The organism is Xanthomonas sp. DAR33341, from assembly GCF_003992815.1.
Taxonomy (GTDB): Bacteria; Pseudomonadota; Gammaproteobacteria; order Xanthomonadales; family Xanthomonadaceae; genus Xanthomonas; species Xanthomonas cissicola.
Window position 1 is genome coordinate 41,662 of the sequence record NZ_QEYV01000048.1, and the last position, 22,019, is coordinate 63,680.

Annotated in this window: 15 protein-coding genes; 12 read left to right on the forward strand and 3 right to left on the reverse strand. The window is 66.0% G+C overall.

What is annotated here, in order from left to right:
• Positions 1-30 precede the first annotated feature (30 nt).
• Both EO156_RS23005 and mnmE read left to right on the forward strand, forming a co-directional pair.
• The gene (locus tag EO156_RS23005) at positions 31-2,733 is read left to right on the forward strand and encodes a polysaccharide deacetylase family protein (protein WP_033483023.1); all 2,703 of its coding nucleotides are present in this window, start codon (positions 31-33) and stop codon (positions 2,731-2,733) included.
• Positions 2,734-2,890: 157 nt separating this feature from the next.
• Positions 2,891-4,231 (forward strand): tRNA uridine-5-carboxymethylaminomethyl(34) synthesis GTPase MnmE, encoded by a 1,341-nt coding sequence (gene mnmE / locus EO156_RS23010; protein WP_016849420.1) that lies wholly within the window; start codon positions 2,891-2,893, stop codon positions 4,229-4,231.
• Between the two features lie 162 nt (positions 4,232-4,393).
• Here the strand turns inward: mnmE and EO156_RS23015 are convergent, their stop codons facing one another.
• Positions 4,394-5,251 carry a phosphatase PAP2 family protein gene (locus EO156_RS23015; protein ID WP_016849419.1) on the reverse strand — a complete coding sequence of 286 codons (858 nt, stop codon included), beginning with the start codon at positions 5,249-5,251 and terminating at the stop codon, positions 4,394-4,396.
• 191 nt (positions 5,252-5,442) lie between these two features.
• On the opposite strand from EO156_RS23015, the gene EO156_RS23020 reads away from it, so the two are divergent.
• Together EO156_RS23020 and EO156_RS23025 are read left to right on the forward strand one after the other, a co-directional pair.
• Entirely contained in the window at positions 5,443-7,743 is a 2,301-nt protein-coding gene (locus tag EO156_RS23020) for a TonB-dependent receptor (RefSeq protein WP_011052924.1), read from the forward strand.
• Between the two features lie 244 nt (positions 7,744-7,987).
• Positions 7,988-9,082, forward strand: a complete 1,095-nt coding sequence (locus EO156_RS23025; RefSeq protein ID WP_016849418.1) for a glycerophosphodiester phosphodiesterase — start codon at positions 7,988-7,990, stop codon at positions 9,080-9,082.
• A gap of 125 nt (positions 9,083-9,207) precedes the next feature.
• Here the strand turns inward: EO156_RS23025 and EO156_RS23030 are convergent, their stop codons facing one another.
• Both EO156_RS23030 and EO156_RS23040 read right to left on the reverse strand, forming a co-directional pair.
• Positions 9,208-9,996 carry a rhomboid family intramembrane serine protease gene (locus EO156_RS23030; RefSeq protein WP_029829727.1) on the reverse strand — a complete coding sequence of 263 codons (789 nt, stop codon included), beginning with the start codon at positions 9,994-9,996 and terminating at the stop codon, positions 9,208-9,210.
• A 390-nt stretch (positions 9,997-10,386) separates the two neighbouring features.
• Positions 10,387-11,343 (reverse strand): TerC family protein, encoded by a 957-nt coding sequence (locus EO156_RS23040; protein WP_016851395.1) that lies wholly within the window; start codon positions 11,341-11,343, stop codon positions 10,387-10,389.
• A 264-nt stretch (positions 11,344-11,607) separates the two neighbouring features.
• Here EO156_RS23040 and EO156_RS23050 point away from each other — a divergent pair, with 264 nt between their 5' ends.
• The 8 genes from EO156_RS23050 to EO156_RS23085 all read left to right on the forward strand — a co-directional run bounded on the left by EO156_RS23050 (position 11,608) and on the right by EO156_RS23085 (position 21,521).
• Complete coding sequence (locus EO156_RS23050) at positions 11,608-12,774, forward strand: class I SAM-dependent rRNA methyltransferase (protein ID WP_016851396.1); 1,167 nt, start codon at positions 11,608-11,610, stop codon at positions 12,772-12,774.
• A 118-nt stretch (positions 12,775-12,892) separates the two neighbouring features.
• Entirely contained in the window at positions 12,893-13,213 is a 321-nt protein-coding gene (locus tag EO156_RS23055; RefSeq protein ID WP_003482258.1) for a hypothetical protein, read from the forward strand.
• 287 nt (positions 13,214-13,500) lie between these two features.
• The gene (locus EO156_RS23060; protein ID WP_016851397.1) at positions 13,501-14,757 is read left to right on the forward strand and encodes a dipeptidase; all 1,257 of its coding nucleotides are present in this window, start codon (positions 13,501-13,503) and stop codon (positions 14,755-14,757) included.
• Between the two features lie 467 nt (positions 14,758-15,224).
• Positions 15,225-16,535 (forward strand): MFS transporter, encoded by a 1,311-nt coding sequence (locus tag EO156_RS23065; RefSeq protein ID WP_015463810.1) that lies wholly within the window; start codon positions 15,225-15,227, stop codon positions 16,533-16,535.
• 25 nt (positions 16,536-16,560) lie between these two features.
• Positions 16,561-17,730, forward strand: a complete 1,170-nt coding sequence (locus EO156_RS23070) for a glycerate kinase (RefSeq protein WP_029829725.1) — start codon at positions 16,561-16,563, stop codon at positions 17,728-17,730.
• Positions 17,731-17,959: 229 nt separating this feature from the next.
• Entirely contained in the window at positions 17,960-19,171 is a 1,212-nt protein-coding gene (locus tag EO156_RS23075; RefSeq protein ID WP_029829723.1) for a sugar diacid recognition domain-containing protein, read from the forward strand.
• Positions 19,172-19,262: 91 nt separating this feature from the next.
• Positions 19,263-21,011, forward strand: a complete 1,749-nt coding sequence (locus tag EO156_RS23080) for a diguanylate cyclase (protein WP_033483027.1) — start codon at positions 19,263-19,265, stop codon at positions 21,009-21,011.
• 120 nt (positions 21,012-21,131) lie between these two features.
• Positions 21,132-21,521, forward strand: coding sequence for a DUF2628 domain-containing protein (locus tag EO156_RS23085; RefSeq protein WP_016848719.1), 390 nt, complete (start codon positions 21,132-21,134; stop codon positions 21,519-21,521).
• Positions 21,522-22,019 lie beyond the last annotated feature (498 nt).

Here is a 22,019-nt window from a genome sequence, read left to right on the forward strand (position 1 = left end):
CCTGTTGTCTCTTTCGCCAAGGACGCCGTCGTGACCACATCGCCGTTGCATCGCCTGTTGCTGTGCGCAAGTTGCATGGGAGTGCTGGCGCTGGCCGGCTGCGGCAGGCATGACGCGAGCGATGCTGCCGCCGCTGCCAAGCCCGCTGCTGCAACGAGCGCTGGCACGCAGGCGGGCACGGCCGGGGACGCCACGCCCGCCTTGATCGCGCAACTGCGCCAACAACTGGACCGGCACCGCCGCATCATCGTGCTGCTGGCCGATGAGGACAAACAAAGGCCACGCGATCGCGCCACCTCCAGCAGCGTGGGCCAGCAGTTGTTTCATGAAAACCTGGAGCAGCGCGAGCGCATTGCCGCATCCTTCGACACCGTGCTGATCTCCCAGGACGCGCGCCGGTTCGCGACGATTGCCGCGGTGCTGGACGAGGTGGAATCTGCGCCGGATCTGTTCGATGCCGACCGCCTGGCATTTGCCGAGGTGCTGCGCGATCTACATGCGCGCATCGGCCGCGACTCTGCACTGCCGGCGGTGAAACTGCATCAGCGCATCGGCGAGGATCTGGAGGCGCTGGACGAGATCGAGCGTAGCTACAACAAGGAGCTGACGCAGATCTTCAGCCGTTTCGACCGCAGCCGCGCCATCGTGCCCAAGCGCGAGAAATGGGACGACTATGTGGCGCATCTGCGCACGCTGTACACGCGCGAGAACATCCTGCGCGACCATGGCGTGGTAGAGCCGTATCCGTTCGCCGCGCGCGACAGCGACAGCGAAGTGTTCGGCCGCGACCTGCCGCCCAAGACGGTGGTGCTTACCTTCGACGATGGCCCGCACAGGGCCTACACCGAAGAGATCGTGGCCATTCTCAAGCGCTACGATGTGCCAGGCGTGTTCTTCGAAGTGGGGCGCAATCTCGGCAGTTTGGATGCCCAGGGCAAAGCGAAACTTGCGCCGCTGTCAAAGATCAGTCACACGCTGATGGAAGAAGGCTACGCCGTGGGGAACCACAGCCTGACGCACGCACAGTTGTCCAAAACCACCGGCGATGCACTACGCAGCCAGGTACTGGATGCCGACGCCTTGCTGCGTGCGGTGGACGACAAACGTGCGCCGCTGTTCCGGTTTCCGTATGGCGCACGTAATGCGGAAGGCTTGCAGCTGCTCGGCGAGGCCGGCCTGAAATCGATCATGTGGAACATCGACTCGTTGGACTGGGCCGACCCGGTGCCGGAATCCATCGTGCAACGCGTGCTCGATCAAGTGAACAAGGAGCAGCGCGGCATCGTGCTGTTCCATGACATCCACGACCGCGCAGTGAAAGCGCTGCCGCAGATTCTGGATCGTCTCATCGCCGACGGTTACCAGTTCGCCGGCTGGAATGGCCGCGAGTTTTCGGTGGCGCACGCGCCCAGCGCGTTAGCCGATGCCACGGTGACCACCGGCTATGCGAAATCGTGGGCGATCGTGATCGGTATCGACGACTACGCGCACTGGCCCAGGCTCGAATATGCCGCCAACGATGCGCAGGCGATTGCCAGTACCCTGACCGGGCCGTTGGGATTTCCATCCTCGCAAGTGATCGTGCTCAAGAACGGGCAGGCCACGCGCAACAACATCCTGGCCGCATTCCACGACCGCCTCGGCGAAGGCCGTGCACAAACCAACGACCGCGTGTTCGTGTTCTTTGCCGGGCATGGCGCCACACGACGGCTGGCTTCCGGTCGCGATCTTGGCTACATCATTCCGGTCGACTCGGACCCGCAGCATCTGGCCAGCGATGCGATCGCAATGAGCGATTTGCAGAACATCGCCGAAAGCCTGCAGGCCAAGCATGTGCTGTTCGTGATGGATGCCTGCTATAGCGGACTGGGATTGACGCGCGGCGGGCCGACGTCCGGCGCCTACCTGCGCGAGAACGCACGACGCATCGCCCGCCAGATGCTCACTGCCGGCGGCGCCGATCAACAGGTGGCCGATAGCGGGCCCAATGGGCATTCGGTGTTCACCTGGGTGCTATTGCAGGCATTGGCCGGCAAGGGCGACCTCAATGGCGACGGCTTGATCACCGGGACCGAACTGGCCGCGTACGTGGCGCCTGCGGTGTCGGCAGTCTCGGCCCAGACGCCGGCATTCGGCAGCCTGCCCGGTTCGCAAGGCGGCGAATTCGTGTTCCAGGTTCCCAGCGGCGATGAGTTTCTCACTGCAGAGACCGCGCAGCTGTCGGCCGATGCGATTGCGCTCAACGGACGCGTGGACGCAGCGCGCCCTGCGTCGGCCGCAGCCGGTGCGACAGTGGCTGCGGCGCCGGTGACGGTGAAGACGCTGCAAGGTGGACAAGCTACGCTGGTGTTGCCCGCCGCAGTGAAGAGCAGCGATCGCCAACGCGCACAACTGGCCAACGAACGCGGCCTGCAGTTGTACAAGGAAAAGCGCTATGTCGATGCGGCCGAGCAATTTGACGAAGCGCTTAAGCTACGCCCGGATTTCGCGCTGGCGGCCAACAACCTGGGCTTTGTGTATTACCGTCAGGGGCGCTTTGCCGAATCGGCGCGTTGGCTGGAAAATACCTTGAAGATCGATCCCTCGCGCGCAGTGGCCTATCTCAATCTCGGCGATGCATATGCAAAGGCAGGCGATCGCGACAAGGCGCGCAAGGCCTATTCCACGTACCTGGAATTGCAGCCGCAAGGCAGTGGTGCGGAGCAGGCGCGTACGCAGCTGCAATCGTTGTGACTGAAGTAGCGACACGACATGGCGTGCAGATGCCAGACAGCGCGATTGTCGCAACGGTAGGCGACTCAAAAGTGCCCGCAAACATGTGGCTCGGCACTGCTGGCCGCGCCGTTTAAAATCCACGTGTCCTTGTTCAATCCACCATAGAGCAGTGTCCATGTCGTCTTCCACCTCGACCATCGTTGCCATCGCCAGTGCTGCCGGAATCGGCGGCGTGGGCATCGTGCGCTTGTCCGGGCCGCAGTCGGTGCAGATCGCAGCGCACCTTGGAATTGCGCGGATGCAGCCGCGGCATGCGCACTACGCGCGTTTTCGCGATGGGCACGGCGCCGTCATCGACGATGGCATTGCGCTGTGGTTCAACGCGCCGCACAGCTTCACCGGCGAAGATGTCGTCGAGCTGCAAGGTCATGGCAGCCCGGTGCTGTTGCGGCAACTGGTTGCCCGCTGCATCGAACTGGGTGCACGTCAGGCACGCGCCGGCGAATTCAGCGAACGTGCGTTTCTCAACGGCAAGCTCGATCTTGCGCAGGCCGAGGCCATTGCCGACTTGATCGCGGCCGGCGACCTGCGGGCGGCACGCGCCGCGCGGCGCGCACTGGACGGCGTGTTTTCGCAACGGGTCGATGCACTGGCCGAGACCCTGACGCGCCTGCGTATCCATGTCGAGGCAGCCATCGACTTTGCCGATGAGCCGCTCGACACCTTGGGCGGCAATCAAGTACGCGATGGTCTGGGTCAGGCGCGCAACGTGCTCGCACAGCTGCTGCGCGATGCCGAACGCGGGCGTAAGTTGCGCGACGGCCTGCATGCGGTGTTGATCGGTCCGCCCAATGCCGGCAAGAGTTCCTTGCTCAATGCGCTGGCCGGAAGCGACCGCGCAATCGTCACCGATGTTGCCGGCACCACCCGCGACACCTTGCACGAAGCCATCCAGCTGGACGGTTTCGAGTTGACCTTGGTCGATACCGCCGGCCTGCGCGATGGCGGCGATGCGATCGAACGCGAAGGCATGCGCCGCGCACGCGCCGAACTGGAGCGCGCCGACCTGGCGCTGGTGGTGCTGGATGCACGCGACCCGCAGGCCGCCCGCGATGCCATCGGCGATACCATCGACACGGTGCCGCGTCAGCTATGGATCCACAACAAATGCGATCTGCTCGGCAATGCCGCATCGCTCGATGCCAATGCGATCGCTGTCTCTGCCGTGACCGGACAAGGACTGGAGCAATTGCACATCCGCCTGCGCGCGCTTGCGCTCGGCGATGGCGTGGACAGCGTCGACGGCGAGTTCTCTGCTCGCACGCGGCATGTTCAGGCGCTGCGTCGCGCCGAACAGCACGCCGATGCTGCCGATCTGGAGCTCGGTTTCGAACAACTGGAACTGGCTGCCGAAGAACTGCGTCTGGCACATGAAGCGCTCGGCGAGATCACCGGAAAGCTCAGCGCCGACGACCTGCTCGGCAAGATCTTCTCGAGTTTTTGCATCGGCAAGTGATGCGGTGGTGCCCAGCGCGATGAGGCGCGCGGAAACCGTCGGAATCAGCCGCACCCAAACGCATCTGCCGCCGCACATCAGCTGCGTGGACGGCGATGCGGGCGCAAACTGTCGCACCTCGTCCGAGCACCGCAGGCGCACCGCCCGTGCGCTTGCCGTGGACTACATCACCCCAGGCAATGCGGTCTTGAGTGCTTCGCTTTCCGCGTTGCACGCAGCCACCGATGACGCGGCCGGCTGCTTGGACTGCGCCTGTTCGATCTCGCGGCGTGCGGCGGCCAGGTCCTTTTCGAACGCAGGATTGGCGTGCAGGGCGGCAACGGTGGCGGCGCCCACCACGCGGCCCTGGATGACATCGCTCTGCCAGTGCACGTTGCAGACCAGGCGGCTGTCGCCGAAGGCGCGGCCGCGCGCGAGCAGGGCGTCGCGGTGGGCGGGGGCGATTTCGGACAGGATCAGGCCCCAGGTCCAGCCGATGGCGGTGTGGCCGGAGGGGTAGGAGCCGTTCTTGCGCAGGGCCGCGTCATCGGCCGGAGTGCACATCGGTTGCGCGTTGCGCATGAAAGGACGCGGGCGTTGGTAGCGTGCCTTGGCGGCGCTGGTGGCGGTGCTGGCATCGCGCATGCTGCGTTCGAGCAGACCGATCAGATGCGGGGTGCTGGCCTGGTCGATCTGTATGCCGAGCGCGCAGCTGAAGTGCGTGGCCGCAGCCGGAAAGCTCAGGACCGCGTCCTGCGCGGCCAGCTCCCAGCGTGGTGTCCCGCGCAGGGCGAGCATGGCCTTGGCGACCGCCTCGTCGTTGGCGAGCGCAGCGCTGTCATCCTGCGGTGGCGGTGGCACCAGCTGCACGCTGTCGGGCAGTTGTTGTTTCTCTAGATACCCATGCGCGTCGGTGGCGAGCACCGAATCTTTCGAGGCTGCCTTGTCTCGTGCACTTGCGATGCCGCTGCCGATCAACAGTGCGGCGATGGCAACGCTGACCAGCGTCCGATCAGAGTGGCAAGCAATGCGCTGCGACATAGCAACCTCAGACAACACAAATGGAAGAGCTCGCAGATTACGACGGCTCGATGACAGTTGCATGCCAACGCGACGCAGCAACGGCGAGGGATGCGAAACGTTGTCGTTGCACTGTCATGTTTCGGTCGCATCGACGCAAGACAACTGTCGCACGCTTGCCGCCATCTCTTGACTCGTCCCCAACGCCGCTCATGCCCAAGACCCATCAGTTAAGTGCTGCCGTTCTCGCCGCGCTCGTGCTCGCGCCTGCCGCTTACGCCGCCGACCTTGAAGTGTCTGCCGATACCGGTGCGACCGTGCAGCAACTCGATGCGGTGTCGGTGATCGGCCAGGGCGAAACGCGCCAGGTGCAGCGCATCACCCAGCAGGACATTGCGGTGTTGCCGCCGGGCACCAGCATCCAGAAGCTGCTCAACCGCATGCCGGGCGTGAACGTGCAATCCAACGATGCGTTCGGGGCCAACGAAGAATCGCAGACGATCAGCCTGCGCGGCTTCAACGGCACGCGCCTGGGCTATACGCTCGACGGCCTGCCGCTGGGCGACAACGCCTATGGCAATTACAACGGTCTCAACATCAGCCGCGCGTTGATCGCGGAAAACTTCGGCGGCGTGGAGCTGGCCTCCGGCATCGGTGCGTTGGGCACCGCGTCGACCAGCAACCTGGGCGGCACCATCCAGTATTACTCGGCCGATCCGTCCAGCGTGTTCGGCGGGCAGGTGTCGCAGACGGTGGGCTCCGATGCCAACCGCCGCACCTTCCTGCGCGTGGATACCGGCGATTACAACGGGTTTTCGGCGTATGTGTCCGGCATCAATGCCGAAGCCGACATGTGGACGCGCCCGGAATCGCCAACCACCACGCGGCAGTTCAATGCCAAGGGCGTGTACCAGTTCGATGGCGGCAAGCTGACCGCATTCGCCGATACCTCGCGTACCTCGCAGGCCGACTATGCGTACCTGTCCAAGAGCGGCATGGCGCGTGGCCTGGGCTGGGACTGGAATCTGTACGCGCCGGACTGGAACCGCGCATTGGCCGCAGCGTATTGCGCACCGGCCACGCGCAATGCCGCGCGTTGCGGTTTCAGCGGCGGTGTCGACAACATCGACGATGCGTATTACCAGAGCCGTGCCTTGCGCGACGACGACCTGTTCTATGTGGCCGGCGATTTCCAGCCCAACGATGCGATCAGCCTGCACACGCAGGTCTATCACCATGAAAACAAGGGCCAGGGCCACTGGTGGTCGCCGGGCCAGGCGTCCAACCCGGGCACGCCGGAGGCATTGCCGATCTCCATCCGCAGCACCAATTACTGGATCAACCGCACCGGCGGCATCGCCTCGCTCGGGTGGGAGTTGGGCCCGCATCATCTGGAAGCCGGCCTGTGGTACGAGCGCAATCACCACGACGTGGAGCGCAACTTCTACTGGATTACCGGCCCGGTCAGCGACGACAAGTTCCTGCAGAATCCCAACCGTCGCCTGTTCTCGCAGAACTACGTGATCACCACCCGCCAGTTCTATGTGCAGGGCAACTTCAAGTTCCTGGATCAGCGCCTGAGCCTGGACCTGGGCATCAAGAGCCCGAGCACCGAAATGACCGCGCGCGAGACGCCGGGCGTGGCGGTGGAAGCGCCGGTGGCCACCGGCTCGCTCAAGGCCAGCGAATCGGTATTGCCGCAGATCGGCTTGGGCTATCGCCTGGCCGACGGCCAGGAAGTGTTCGCCTCGTACGCCGAAAACATTGCAGCGTTCCAGGGTGGCGGCGCGGGCGGTCCGTTACTGGTGACCCAAGCCTCGTTCGATGCCAGCGTCGGCGCATTGGAGCCGGAGAAATCGCGCACGCTGGAAGCGGGCTATCGCGTCGTGCGCGACCGCTTCGAAGCCTCGCTGGTCGGCTATGACGTGACCTTCGACAACCGCCTGCTTTCGCTCAATCCGTGCGCCAGCATCCAGCAGGGCACCACGCCGGCATGCACCACGCGCTTCTTCAATGTTGGCTCGGTGAGCAGCCGCGGCGGCGAACTGACCGTGATCTGGAAGCCGACCAGCTACCTGCAGTGGTACAACTCGGCTTCGATCAATCGTTCGACCTACGACGACAACTACGTGCAGAACGGCGTGGTGATTCCCACCGCCGGCAAGTACACCGTCGACACGCCCAAGCGCATGTTCGCCAGCGAGCTGGCCTTCAATAGCGGGCCGTGGAATCTCAACCTGCGCGGGAAGTACACAGGCCAGCGCTACTACACCTACACCAACGATCAGGGCTTTGGTGGCTACACCTCATTCGATGCGGGCGGTGGGTATGACTTCGGCCAGGTTGGCGTGCTGCAGGGGCTCAAGCTCTCGCTCAACGTCACCAACCTCACCGACAAGCGTTACGCCTCCAACCTCACCGCGTTCGCCAACACCGACCCGAACGGGCGTCAGCTGGCCTTCCATGCCAGTGCGCCGCGGCAGGTGTTTTTGACGCTGGATGCGAAGTTCTGAGAACGGGAATCGGGAATCGGGATTGGCGAATCGTAAGAGCCGGTCTTGCGATTGCTTACCCATTTCCGGTTTCGATCGACGCAGACAGTTTCAGGCTGGCTAACAAGACCTCGCGAGTGATTTTCCGGCGGGTGCGGACGATGCAGCGGAAGCGGGATGTACAGTCGTACCTCCGCCGCCTATCGACCAGCCTTGCCTGGCGGTCATGCGTCGATTCGGTAACTGTTTTTCGTTGGAGAGATGCATGATGCAGTTCGGTCGTACCTGGTTGGTGGGAGCGATGATGGTTGGCATGAGCGGCCCGGCGGTTGCCGAAGCGCCGCTGGCGAAGACAGTGCAGATCTTTGCGCACCGTGGTGCCAGTGCGCTGCGTCCGGAACACACCCTGGCCTCCTATGCCAAAGCCATTGTCGATGGTGCCGATTTTGTCGAGCCGGATCTGGTGTCCACCAAGGATGGCGTGCTGATCGCGCGGCACGAGAACGAGATCGGCGGCACCACCGATGTGGCCAGTCATCCGGAGTTCGCTGCGCGCAAAACGCGCAAGACCATCGATGGTCAGGCGATGGAAGGCTGGTTTACCGAAGATTTCAGCCTGGCCGAGTTGAAGACGCTACGCGCGCGCGAGCGGCTGCCGCAGCTGCGCGGCACGCGCTGGGACGGGCACTTCCAGATCGTGACCTTCGACGAGATCATCGATTTCGTCGCCGCAGAATCGGCAGCGACCGGGCGCCCCATCGGGCTGATTCCGGAGATCAAGCACCCCAGTTATTTCAAGGCGCTAGGCCTGCCGATGGAAGACAAGGTGCTGGCCACCTTGCAGGCGCATGCCTATACGCTGACTGCGCCGGTGATCATCCAGTCGTTCGAGACCGGCAACCTGCGTTATCTGCGCAGCAGGATTGGCCGCACCAGCAACATCGGTCTGCTGCAGTTGCTCGGGGGCGCGCAGATCGCGCTGCCCGATGCCGGCACGGACGGTGCGCCGAAGACCTACGGGCAGATGATCACGCCCGACGGCCTGAAGCAGGTCGCACGCTATGCCGATGCGATCGGCCCCGACATCCGCAGCATCATCCCACTGGATGCGCAGCAACGCCTGGGTACGCCCACCAGCCTGGTGCGCGATGCGCATGCGGCCGGGTTGCAGGTGCAGCCATACACCTTCCGTCCGGAGAATTATTTTCTCGCCGCCAACAATCGCAGCAGCGGCGCGGTGACCGAGCGCAACGACGCCGGTGCGTTGCTCGAGTTGCAGGCGTATCTGGATGCCGGGATCGATGCGTTCTTCGCCGACGACCCGGGCCTGGCGCGGCGTGCATTGAGCGGGCATCCCTGAGCAGCGTCGCGTAGGAGCGCGCGCGAGCGCGACGGGGCTGTATCGGTAAAGCCCATCGCGCGCAGGCACGCGCCTACGCGGGGCAGGGCAGGGCATTGATCGGTTCTGCGGTCGCCTGGAACGTCTCAGCTACCGGGCGGGCGTTCGCGCGGTGGGAAATGCAGCACCACGCTCTGCGAGCCATCGTCCTGGCGCTGCCACAGCACGGGCACCTGACGCGGCGGTGGCGGTTCCAGCATCGCGTGCTCGGGGTTGCTCACGTCCCAGGCAGCGTCTTCGTCCTCGTCTTCCCAGCTGTAGCGCGGCTTTGCCTGTTGCGGGTCGCGCAGGCGCAGCAGCAGGGCGGCGATCAACCCGGCCACCGCACCGCCCAGATGCGATTGCCAGGACACGCCGGCTTCGTGCGGCAGGATGGTCAACAGCATGCCGCCGTAGAACAGGAAGGCGATCATGCTGGTGGCGATCGCGGGGCGGTCGCGGCGCAGCAGGCCCAGCACGAACACCAGGAACATCAGCCCGTGGGTCACGCCGCTGGCGCCCAGATGCCGGCTGCCGGGCTCGCCCAGCAGCCATGCGCCCAGGCCCGAGCCCAGCCACAGCAGCGGCAGCGCCATGACGGTGGCACGCGGATACACGCTCCCGGCCAGCGTGCCCAGGATCAGCAGCGCGGCGGCGTTGGCGCCCAGGTGGGCCAGCGAACCATGCAGCAGCGGGGCGGTGAGGATGCCGCGCAGGCCGTCGGCCTGCAGCGGCGCCACCGCCCAGGCGCGCCAGTCGAACATGCCCTGGGCGGTGAACACCGCCACCAGCAGCAGCACGGCGGCAAGGCTCACATTGAAGGCACGCAAGACCCGGGAACGATCCAGGCGAGCTTGGGTGGTGGTGTCGGCGGCGGCAACAGGATGCGGTGTCATGCCTTCACGGATGGCGTCGCGCGGGTTTTTTACAAGCCTCTCAAACTCGGGATAAGCAGGCCCGGCGGCGGGATAATCCAATCCCGCCGTCGAATCCTGGCGTCGTCTGCCGCGCATGACGCAAGTGATGAGGCGCGGCACCGCACGTGCCGCGCCATCCGCCATCTGCAAAGTCCACTTGCGGCCGATCTGCAGCTTGGCTGCAGGGTCCTTGCCCGCCCACCATCGCGGGACACGCTGCAAGTACGTCCTTGTAAGCGCTGGCGCGGCATCCATGCCGCTCAAGGTCCCACGACGGTGGGCGGGCAAGGGCCTGTCGAGATGGTCGGTGCGCATGGTCGCCAGCAGTGCAGGCTGCGCCACGATTCCCAATTCCCAATTCCCGGCCCGTCAGTGCCCGGCAGGCTTGGGCGGGCGCAGCAGGCTCAGCACGATGGTGGCGACCAGGATCGCCACCACCACGCCCAGCGACACCAGCACCGGGATCTTGTACAGATCGATGATCATCATCTTGATGCCGATGAACACCAGGATCACCGCCAGGCCATACGGCAACAGGTGGAAGCGGTCGGCCATGCCGGCCAGCAGGAAGAACATCGCGCGCAGGCCCAGCACCGCGAACACATTGGAGGTGAGCACGATGAACGGGTCGGTGGTGATGGCGAAGATCGCCGGGATGCTGTCCACCGCGAAGATCACATCGATCACCGCGATCAAGATCAGCACCACGAACAGCGGCGTAAACCAGCGCTTGCCGTCCTTGATCACGCTGAGCAGGTTGCCGTGGTACTGCGGGCTCAGGCGCAGGTGCCCGCGCATCCAGCGCAGCACCGGGTTGGCTTCCAGATCCGGCTCCTTGCCGGCGGAGAACCACATCTTGATGCCGGTCAGCAACAGGAACGCGCCGAACACGTAGAGCAGCCAATGGAACTTGGCCAGCAACATCGAGCCGGCGAAGATCATGATCGCGCGCAGCACGATGGCACCCAGCACACCGATGATCAGCACGCGCTGGCGCTGTTCTTCGGGCACGCCGAAATACGTCATCACCATCAGGAAGACGAAGATGTTGTCGACCGCCAGGGATTTCTCGACCAGGTAGCCGGTGAGGAACTGCAGCCCGATCTGGTCGGCCTGGGCGTCCCCGACGCTGCCTTGCAGGTACCACCACAGCCCGGCATTGAAGGCCAGCGCCAGCAGCACCCAACCGATGCTCCACCAGGTGGCTTCCTTGAAGGTGACCTTGTGGGCGCCGCCGTGGCGCATCAGCACCAGATCGATCAGCAGCGCGGCGATCACCACCACCGCGAAGCCACCCCACAACCAGACATTGCCAATGGTTTGCATAAGAATCCCGAAAAAAGTGAAAGCGGCCTGGACAGCCGGCGGGCTGAGGCCTTGTGACACGGAAATCGTGGATTCCGGGTGACGGACCTTCGCCTGCGCGGCGAAGGTCTCGCTCGCAACCGGCCGGGCCGGTTGCCGTTGCACCGGAGCGCTGCACATGGCGGGCTCGTCATGACGGCGACAACGCTGGGAGCTACTCCCCTTCTGCGCCCGATTCTGCGTGCCCGGCGCTGGCACGTCAATCCAGCCGGATACAATGGGCCGATGAATATTCCAGTCCCCGTCGTCCGTCTCAAGAATGCCTGGCGCTCCAGCCACCCGTGGATCTTCCAGAAGCTGGTGGAAAAGCCCGCCGCCAAGCCCAAGCCCGGCAGCATCGTCGACGTGGTCGGCATGGACGGGGAATGGATCGGCCGCGGCTTCTACAACGGCCATTCGCGCATTGCCGTGCGCATCCTGGAAACCGACCGGTCGGTGCCGGTGGATGCGGGCTGGTTCTCGCGCAAGATCGCCGCAGCGGTGAGCCTGCGCCGCAACTGGCTCAAGCTCGACGGCGTGTCCGACGCCTGGCGCGTGGTGCATAGCGAAGGCGACGGCCTGTCCGGCCTGGTGGTGGACCGCTACGGCGACCTGGTAGTGGTGGAGTTCTTCGCCGCCGGCATGTTCCGTCACCGCGAATGGATCTACGAGGCGCTGCGCGAACAGTTCCCCGGCTGCCGCTTCCACAGCTTTGCCGACGAACATGTGCAGAAGCAAGAAAGCTTCGATTTCCACAGCAACACCACCACCGAAGCGGCGGTGATCACCGAGCACGGCATCAAGTTCCGCGCCGACCCGGCCGGTGCGCACAAGACCGGTTTCTTCGCCGACCAGCGCGACAACCGTCAGTGGCTGAGCGAGCAGGTCGAAGGCAAGAGCGTGCTGGACCTGTGCTGCAACACCGGCGGCTTTGCGGTGTATGCCGCCGCGCGCGGTGCGGCCGAAGTGCTGGGCGTGGACATCGACGAAGACGTGATCGCCATTGCCAAGGGCAACGCCAAGCTCAACAACGTGCGGCCCAAGTTCGTGCAGGCCGACATCTTTCCGTGGCTGCGCGATGCGGCCAACCGCGGCGAGCAGTTCGATGTGGTGATCCTAGACCCGGCCAAGATGACCCGCGACCGCGAGCAGGTGATTCCGGCGCTGAAGAAGTATCTGGACATGAACAAGCTGGCCTTGGGCGTGGTCAAGCCCGGCGGCCTGTTCGCCACGTTCTCGTGTACCGGCCTGGTGGCCGAGCAGGAGTTCCTGGACATGCTGCGGCGCGCCTCGTATTTCTCCGGGCGCACCATCCAGATTTTGAAAGTGGCCGGTGCCGGTCCGGACCACCCGTTCATGGCGCACGTGCAGGAATCGCGTTATTTGAAAGCCGTTTTCTGCCGCGTGGTGTAAGCGCGCTCGGTGGCGGAGGACGCGGTCTGCGGCATTGCAGGCAGCGTCTTTCGCGGCGCGATGCCATCGCCGGCAAGCAGTAGGTCAACGCAGACATGCAACCAGGAGCCGGCAGCCGATGACCTCCAGCGACGAAGACGAACGCAAGGCCTTGCGCCGCTTGCTGCGGCAGATCGAGCGGCCCAATGCCAGCCTGCTGGCCAGCAACTGGCCGGTGTTCGGCGTCTGGCTGCTGTTTTCCGGGGCCTTCATGTACCTGTTCCAGACTGGCGACGGTTCGCCGCTGCACCCGTTGCTGCTGGCGCTGGGCTCGACCTGCCTGGGCGTGTTCGGTGCGTGGATCGTGTTTCGCTCGGTGTGGGCGCGGCAGTGGCCGCATGTGCGCGAACACATCGATGTGGACAGCGTGCGCGCGCGGCTGGCAGAACTGGACGACTGAGCGATATGCGCGCGTGGCGGTCTCCGCGCGCTGGGCTGCCAGGCGGACCAAACCGATGCGTGATGACCAGCGGCTGGTCGCGCCGTGGTTGCCGGCATGGCGGGCGTAGCTGGACAGCATCGCGCGGGCTCACGCCATCGGAATCGCCGCAGAACTGCGTTTGCAACGCGCGTATCGCCCGCCACGCCGTGCGGATCGACCGCAGCGCTGCAGCATCCTAGATGTGGCCGTAGTGCGCGTGCGGCCAGCCGCTATGATCGGCTCACCCCCACTGCCTGTGAGATCGCATGCACCTGCGTTCGCTTTCGCTGTCTGTCGCGTTGTTGCTGGCCGCTGCGCTGCCTGCACAAGCGCTGGAGTTTTCCAAGGCCGAACTGGCGCGCGCCACCGCCCTGCAGAAACGCCTGGTCACGCTGGATTCGCATCTGGACACGCCGGCCAATCTGGAGCGCGCCGACTTCGACGTATTGCAGGCGCATAGGGGTAACCGCTTGTCGCAGGTGGATTACCCGCGCATGGTCGAAGGCGCGCTGGATGGCGGGTTCTGGGCGGTCTACACGGGACAGGGCGATCGCAGTGCGGCCGCGCACCTGGACGATCGCGATGCCGGTCTGCAGCGCTTGCTGAGGATCCACACATTGGTGGCCGCGCAATCGCAGCGTTTTGCACTGGCCACCACGCCGGCCGATGCCGCGCGCATCAAGGCCGCCGGCAAGCGCGTGGTGTACATCAGCATGGAAAACGCCAGCCCGCTGGTGGCCGATCCTACGTTGCTGCGTTTTTATTACGCGCAGGGGCTGCGCTTGATGAGCACCGTGCACTTTCTCAACAACGAGTTCGCCGACTCGGCCACCGACCCCAAGGGCGCGCAGTGGAACGGCCTGAGCCCGGCCGGCAAACAGCTGGTGCAACAGGCGCAGGCGTTGGGCATCGTGATCGATCAATCGCACGCCTCCGATGCGGTGTTCGACCAGTTGATTGCGCTGTCGCCGGTGCCGATCGTGCTTTCGCACAGCGGTGCGCGTGCGGTCTACAACCACCCGCGCAACATCGACGATGCACGCCTGAAGGTGCTGGCCGCGCATGGTGGAGTGATCCAGGTCAATTCCTACGGCGGCTACCTGGTGGACAGCGGCGCTAGCCCCGAGCGCAAGGCCGCCGAGAAGGCGCTCACCGACCAGTACGGCGGCTGGGAGCACGTCAAGATCGCCGACGGCACCAAGCTCAGCGCCGCGCTGAAGGACCTGGATGCGCGCTACCCGATCAAGCGCGCCACCGAAGAAGACTTCTTCGCGCATCTTGAGCACATCCTGGCAGTGGTCGGGCCCGAGCACGTGGGCATCGGCATGGATTGGGACGGCGGCGGCGGGGTGGTGGGTCTGGAAGATGTCTCCGACCTGCCGCGCATCACCGCGTGGCTGTTGCGCAAGGGCTACACCGAGCAGCAGATCGCCGGCATCTGGGGCGGCAACCTCTTGCGCGTGATGGACCAGGCGCAGGCGTACGCGGCGGGGAATGGGGAATCGGGAGTGGGGAATCGGTAGAGCGCGGGATTTGGGACTCGGGATTCGCAAAGCCGAGGCGGTCTGTCGTGCGGGGCTGGTTCTGCATGGGCCTGGCGGCGGGGCGCCGGCTTGGTTGTGGGTGCAGGGCTGGGGTAAGGCGCGTCGCCGCGACTGGCTTCTTCGCCGGATTGGATGGTTAGGGCGCACGCGGAGCGCGCCGGCGCTAGTTGTCAGCCAAGTGGCCGACCGGTCGCCGTCGCTGCACCGGGGCGGCCGGCCCTGCACCAACAGCATGGTTGCTGTTGCGTTACGAGTCCGGCACACGCCTGGAGCGATTGTGGCTGATTTGGGCAGTTGCACAAAAACCGGCGTCTTCCTGCCCGCAGACAGGTAGCAGGCTGACGATACTTCCGGGAAAAAGCTCCAACTAGAATGCGCCGACCCCCGTGTGGTGCCGATGCCAGGGCACTGCGTGCCGGTGGGCCTACCGACTGCTGGAGCGTGCGATGACCCAAGCCACCCGGCCCCTGCCGCCCTCCGATGGCATGGGCCCGACCTACCGCAAGATCCTGTGGCGGCTGATCCCGTTCCTGTTCGTCTGCTACCTGTTCAATTACCTGGACCGGGTCAACGTCGGCTTCGCCAAACTGCAGATGCTGGGCGACCTGGGCATGAGCGAGACCGTGTACGGGCTGGGCGCGGGCATCTTCTTCATCGGTTACCTGGCCTGCGGGGTGCCGAGCAATCTGATCCTGCAGCGCATCGGTGCCCGGCGCTGGGTGGCGATCATGATGGTCAGCTGGGGCCTGCTCTCCACCTGCCTGCTGTTCGTGCGCACCCCGGCCGGCTTCTACACCCTGCGCCTGCTCACCGGTGCGGCCGAGGCGGGCTTCTTCCCCGGCATCGTGCTGTACCTGACGCGCTGGTTCCCGCGTGCCCGGCATGGCCGGGTCATGACCGTCTTCATGTCGGCGATCCCGATCTCCGGGGTACTGGGCGGGCCGTTGTCCGGCTGGATCCTGGGTCACTTCTCGGCCGGGCAGGGCGGCCTGGCCGGCTGGCAATGGATGTTCCTGCTGCAGGGCCTGCCGACCGTGGTGCTGGGCATCGGGGTGTGGTTCCTGCTCAGCGACGGCGTGCAACAGGCCAGCTGGCTCAACCCGCAGGAAAAACAGGCCTTGGCACGCGTGCTGGCCGAGGACGAAGCCGGCAAGCCGGCCGGTGCGTCCACTTCGCTGGGCGCGGTGCTGCGTAACCCGGCGGTGTGGCTGCTGGGCACGGTGTATTTCTGCATCCAGAGCGGGGTGTATGCGATCAACTTCTGGTTGCCTTCGATCATCCAGGGCAGCGGCGTCACCGACCCGATCCGCATCGGTCTGATGAGCGCCATCCCGTACCTGGCCGCGGCGGTGTTCATGGTGTTGATGGGCCGTTCGGCCGACCGCCGCGGCGAACGTCGCTGGCACTTGGTGATTCCGTTGCTGATGGGCGCGGCCGGCCTGTGCATTGCCGCCAGCGTCAGCGACAACCTGGGCCTGGCCTTGTTCGGCATGACCCTGGCCACGATGGGGGCGGTCAGCGGCTTGCCGCTATTCTGGCCGCTGACCAACGGCTTTCTCACTGTCGCCGCCGCCGCCGGTGGACTGGCGCTGATCAATTCCACCGGCCAGGTCGCCGGCTTCGTCAGCCCGTATCTGGTGGGCTGGATCAAGGACACCACCCACAGCACCGAAGTGGCGCTGTACGTGCTGGCCGGCGCCATGCTGCTGGGCGCCGCGCTGGTGCTGCGGGTGCCGGCGCGCGCGGTGAACCAGTGATGTGCCCGTCCCAGCGAGTGTCCGCATGAAGATCGTCATTGCCCCCGATTCGTACAAGGAAAGCCTGTCCGCGCTGGACGTGGCGACGCAGATCGAGGCGGGCTTTCGCGAGGTATTCCCCGACTGGCAGTACCGCAAGGTGCCAGTTGCCGATGGCGGCGAAGGCACCGTCGACGCGCTGGTGGCCGCGACCGGCGGGCGGGTGATCGCCTGCACCGTGAGCGGCCCGCTCGGCGCCCCGGTGCAGGCGTTCTTCGGCCTGACCGGCGACGGCCGCACCGCGGTGATCGAAATGGCCGCCGCCAGCGGGCTGGCGCTGCTGCCGCCGGCCGAGCGCGCGCCGCTGCGCACCAGCACCGCAGGCGTGGGTGAGCTGATCCTGGCCGCCCTGGACGCCGGCGCACGGCGTTTCATCATCGGCATCGGCGGCAGCGCCACCAACGACGGCGGCAGCGGCCTGGCGCAGGCCTTGGGCGTGCGGTTGCTGGATGGCCAGGGCGAGGCGATCGGGCCGGGCGGCGGCGCGCTGGCCGCGCTGGCGCGCATCGACACCGACGGCATGGATGTGCGGCTGCAGGATTGCCAGTTCGAAGTGGCCTGCGACGTGGACAACCCACTGATCGGGCCGACCGGCGCCTCGGCGGTGTTCGGTCCGCAGAAGGGCGCCACCCCCAGCATGGTGCGCCAGCTCGATCGCAACCTGCAGCACTACGCCGACCTGCTGCAGCGCGACCTCGGCGTGCGGTTGCACGCGCTGCCCGGCGGCGGCGCGGCCGGCGGCCTGGGCGCGGCCTTGGTGGCGTATCTGGGCGCGCAGCTGCGGCCCGGCGTGGAGATCGTCGCCCAGGCGCTCGGACTGGACGCGCTGGTCGCGCAGGCCGATCTGGTCATCACCGGCGAAGGCCGTCTCGATAGCCAGAGCCTGCACGGCAAGACCCCGATCGGCGTGGCGCGGGTGGCGCAACGGCATGCCAAACCGGTGATCGCCATCGCCGGTTGCCTGGGCAACGGTGCCGCGCTGCTGCACGGTCACGGCATCGATGCCATGTTCGCGGTGGTGCATCGCGCCTGCACGGTGGAACAGGCCTTGGCCGACGCCGCCAGCAACGTGCGCATCGCCGCGCGCAACGTGGCGGCGACGCTGCAGCTGGGCGGCGCATTGGCACAGGTCCGGTCGGGGGGCGAGCGGGGCTGACGGCGGCGCCCGGTGGCTCGGACGGGCGGGGCGCATGCGCTCGCGTGCGCGGCGGCCTCCCGGACAGGGGCGCGCCCACCGCAGGCCTAACGAACCGCGGAGGCGGTCAGCATTCTTCGCACCGATCCCGGGCATCGGCCGCAACTCCTCCCGTCACACACCTGCCGAACACGCGCGCAGCGAACATGCCACCGTGACCGCCCCTGATCGCGGCAACAGACCCCCGCCCATGCTCACGCTCGACCGCACCCTGGCGCAGTCCATCGTCGACCGCGCGATGACCATCATCGACGGCAACGTCAATGTCATGGACCACTCCGGCGTCATCATCGCCAGCGGCGAGCCGGCGCGGATCGGCCAGCTGCACGAAGGTGCGCTGCTGGTGCTGTCCAGGCAGGGCCGGGTCGAGATCGATGCGGCGCTGGCGCAGCAGCTGGATGCGGTGCGCCCGGGCGTCAATCTGCCGCTGATCGCCGAGGGCCGCATCGTCGGCTGCGTCGGGTTGACCGGCGACCCGCAGCGGATCGGGCAACAGGCCGAGCTGGTGCGCATGGCCGCCGAGGCGATGCTGGAACAGGCCGGGCTGCTGCGCCTGCTGGCCCGCGACGCGCGCCTGCGCGAAGAAGTCACGCTGGGCCTGATCCGTCCCGACGGCCCGACCCCGGCGCTGGCCGGCTGGGCCGAGCGGCTCGGTATCGCGCTGGAGCTGCCGCGCGTGGCCGCGGTGATCGAAGTGGAAAGCGACAGCCTGGACCTGGACGCGATGCTGGTGGAACTGCAGCGCCTGCACAGCCTGCTGGCCACGCCCGAGCGCGGCAACCTGATCGCCGCCACTGCGCTCAACGAGCTGGTGGTGCTCAAGCCGGCATTGGACCGCCGTGGCCACTGGGACGTGGAGGAGCAACGTCGTCGCGCGCACAGCCTGCTCGAGCGCATGCGCGCCAGCAGCCGGCTACGGATCCGGCTGGCCCTGGGCCAGTATTTTCCGCAGTCCAATGGCCTGGCGTTGTCGCACCAGATCGCGCGCACCACCATGCGCATCGGCAAGGCGCGCACCCCGCACGCCGACGCATTCTTCTACGACGATTACCGCCTGCCGGTGCTGGTCGACGACCTGCGCCAGGCCTGGCAGGCCGACGAATTGCGCAAGCCGCTACAGGCGCTGCTGGCGCAGGACCGTCGCAGTCAGTTGCTGAAGACCTTGTCGGTCTGGTTCGGCGCCGGCATGCGCATGGCCCCCACCGCCAAGGCGCTGGGCATTCATCGCAACACCCTGGATTACCGCATGCAGCGCATCCAGGAACTGTGCGCGGTGGACCTGGGCAACACCGACGACTGCATGCGCCTGTACCTGGCGCTGCAGATGCGCGACGACAGCGCCGCAACCGTGGCGAACACCGACGCGCACGCCCCCGACCGAGCGACGCCACACCCGCCGTAACGCTGCGCTGTGCGGTGGCGCACGCAACGCCGCCTTGGCGGGTATGCGCAGTCCGCTAGACTGCGCGGATTGCCCGGCTGCGAGCGCTCCGTTGAACCAGTGCGATACCGTCGTGTCATCTGCGTCCAGCGAGGCCCAGCGCCTGGCACGTCTGGCGTTGTTGCAGGTGGTCGACACCGCCGCCGAGCCGTTCTTCGATGCGCTGGCCGCTGCCGCGCAGGCGATCGCCGGTACCCCCATCGCACTGGTCTCGCTGGTGGACGAACGTCGGCAGTGGTGGAAGGCCAACATCGGCCTGCCGGGGGTTTCGGAAACCCCACGCGAACTGGCGTTCTGCGCCTACACCATCCAGGGCGATGCGGTGATGGAAGTGCGCGACGCGCCGGCCGACCCACGCTTCCACGACAACGCCCTGGTCACCGATGCGCCCAATATCCGCTATTACGCCGGTGCGCCCATCGTGCTGCCGGATGGCTTACGCATGGGCACCGTGTGCGTGATCGACCAGCGCCCGCGCGCGCTGGAGCCGGCGCAGTTGCAGGCCTTGCAACAACTGGCCAAGGTGGCTGCCGAAGGCCTGGAGCAACGCCGCGTGATGCTCGAGCGTGAGGCGGCCAACGCCCAGCTGCAGCAGCGGCTGCGCGAGAGCGAGGCGTTTCTGGAGCGCACCGGTCGGGTGGCCGGGGTCGGCGGGTGGGAGGTGGATGTGGCCAGCGGCACGCTGATCTGGTCGGACCAGACCTGCCGGCTGCACGATGTTCCGCCCGGTTACCGGCCCAGCCTGACCGAGGCGATCGGCTTCTACCCGCTGGAGGCGCGAGCGGTCATCACCGAAGCGGTCGACGCCTGCGTGCGGGACGGCACGTCCTGGGATCTGGAGCTGCCGCTGACCAGCGCCACCGGGCGGCGGCTATGGGTACACAGCACCGGCTCGGTGGAACATGTGGATGGGCGCAAGCGCCTGATCGGCGCGGTCCAGGACGTGACCGACCGGCATCGGGCGGTGGATGCGCTGGCCGCCAGCGAGCGCAAGTTCCGCAAGATGTTCCAGTACAGCCTGAGCCTGATCTGCACCCACGACATGCATGGCCGGCTGGTCAGCATCAACCCGGCCGCCGCACGCTCGCTCGGCCGCAGCGTCGAGCAGATGGAAGGCCGCTCGCTGGTGGAATTCGTGCGCCCCGAGCGCCACGCCGCCTTGCGGGGGTACCTCTCGCGGATGGTGCTCGATGGCCAGGATTCGGGCGTGATCGAACTGGTGGCCGGCGACGGCAGTCTGCGCCATTGGCAGTACCACAACGTGCTGGACGTGGAATCCGACGCCACGGTGGTGCTGGCACATGCCCAGGACATCACCAACCAGTACCGGCAGGAAAAGCAGCTGCTGGAATGGTCGTTCACCGACCCGCTGACCAACTGCTACAACCGCCGCTTCCTGGACGAGCTGGACAAGCGCGACCCCAGCGTGCGCTGGGGTTGCATCGTGGTGGATCTGGACAAGTTCAAACTGGTCAACGACACCCATGGCCACCAGCGTGGCGACGAGGTGTTGGTGCAGATGGCGTGGTTCCTCAACCAGCCGCTGCGCACCCAGGACCGCCTGGTACGCCTGGGCGGCGACGAATTCCTGGTGTTGCTGCACCAGGCCAGCCAGGCACAGCTGGACGCGCTGAAGCGCGACTACATGGGGGCCAGCGAGGACGCGCCGATCCGCTTCACCCTCGGCACCGCCCTGCGCCAGGACGGCGAAGCGCTGGCGGCGGTGGTCGATCGCGCCGACCACTCGCTGTACTCGCTGCGCCGCGCCCGCCGCGGCACGGGTACCAGCGACCAGCGCTGACCGTCTGCGCAGGCTTTGCGCAGACGGAAGCTGCACCGAACCCATGTGAGAGGCCGCGGACGTGTGCCGATGAATACGCGTTCGCCTATCATGTAAACGTTTACAACTACATGGATTGGAATGGATACCTTCGATCGCACCCAGCTCGGCCCCAAGTGGCAATTCCGCTTCGCCTTTTTCGACCGTCACGGCGGCCCCAGGGATCCTGCCTACAAGGAGGCGCTCAAGACCTTGCCGTTCGGCGAGAAGCTCAAGGTGGGCATGAACTTCTACGCATTGTTCTTCGGCTTCATCTATTTCTTCATCCTGGGTCTGTGGCGCAAGGCGCTGGGCCTGATCGGCATCGGCCTGGTGGTCGGCATCGTGGCCTCGTTCCTGCCCGCATCGATCGGTAATGCGCTGAGCATTCCGCTGGCCCTGCTGGCCGGCATGAGCGCCAACTACGCTTACTACCTGGACAAGGTGAAGGGCAGCACCAGCTTCAATCCGTTCGAAGGCATGCGCTGGTAGGTCGGCGCACCCGGGCGCGGCCCTCCACCGACGCCTTGCCGCCAAGCCCGGTCTCACGACCGGGTTTTTTTGTGGCAGTCGAATCGAGAAGGGGCGCGTATCGCCGGCGACTCCGCCCTCGGACGTTAGCCACCGCTCTCATCGGATGAGCGAATTTATCCGAAGAAGCACGCAGAACCAGTCCCATCGTGCGCAGCCGGTGCCGCGCGGCAGGACGTGGCCAAACCACTACACGTCAGTGCCAACGGTCGCTCATTTGCCGTCCTGCGTGTGCCCAAGCACGCCGCCAACAAGCACTATGCGACGAACGCCTACGCACATCACCGCGGTCCTTACCGATCAGCAAAGACGCCGCTACCGCAGTAGCGCTGAGTCATTGGCGCGGAGGCTTGGATCAAGCGCCCTACCGGCCAGCGCCTTGGCTACAGCCGGTCCCATCCGTTAGCGCCGTCAACTGGAAATATGGCGAACATCGCAACCTATTGATTCGATAGGCAT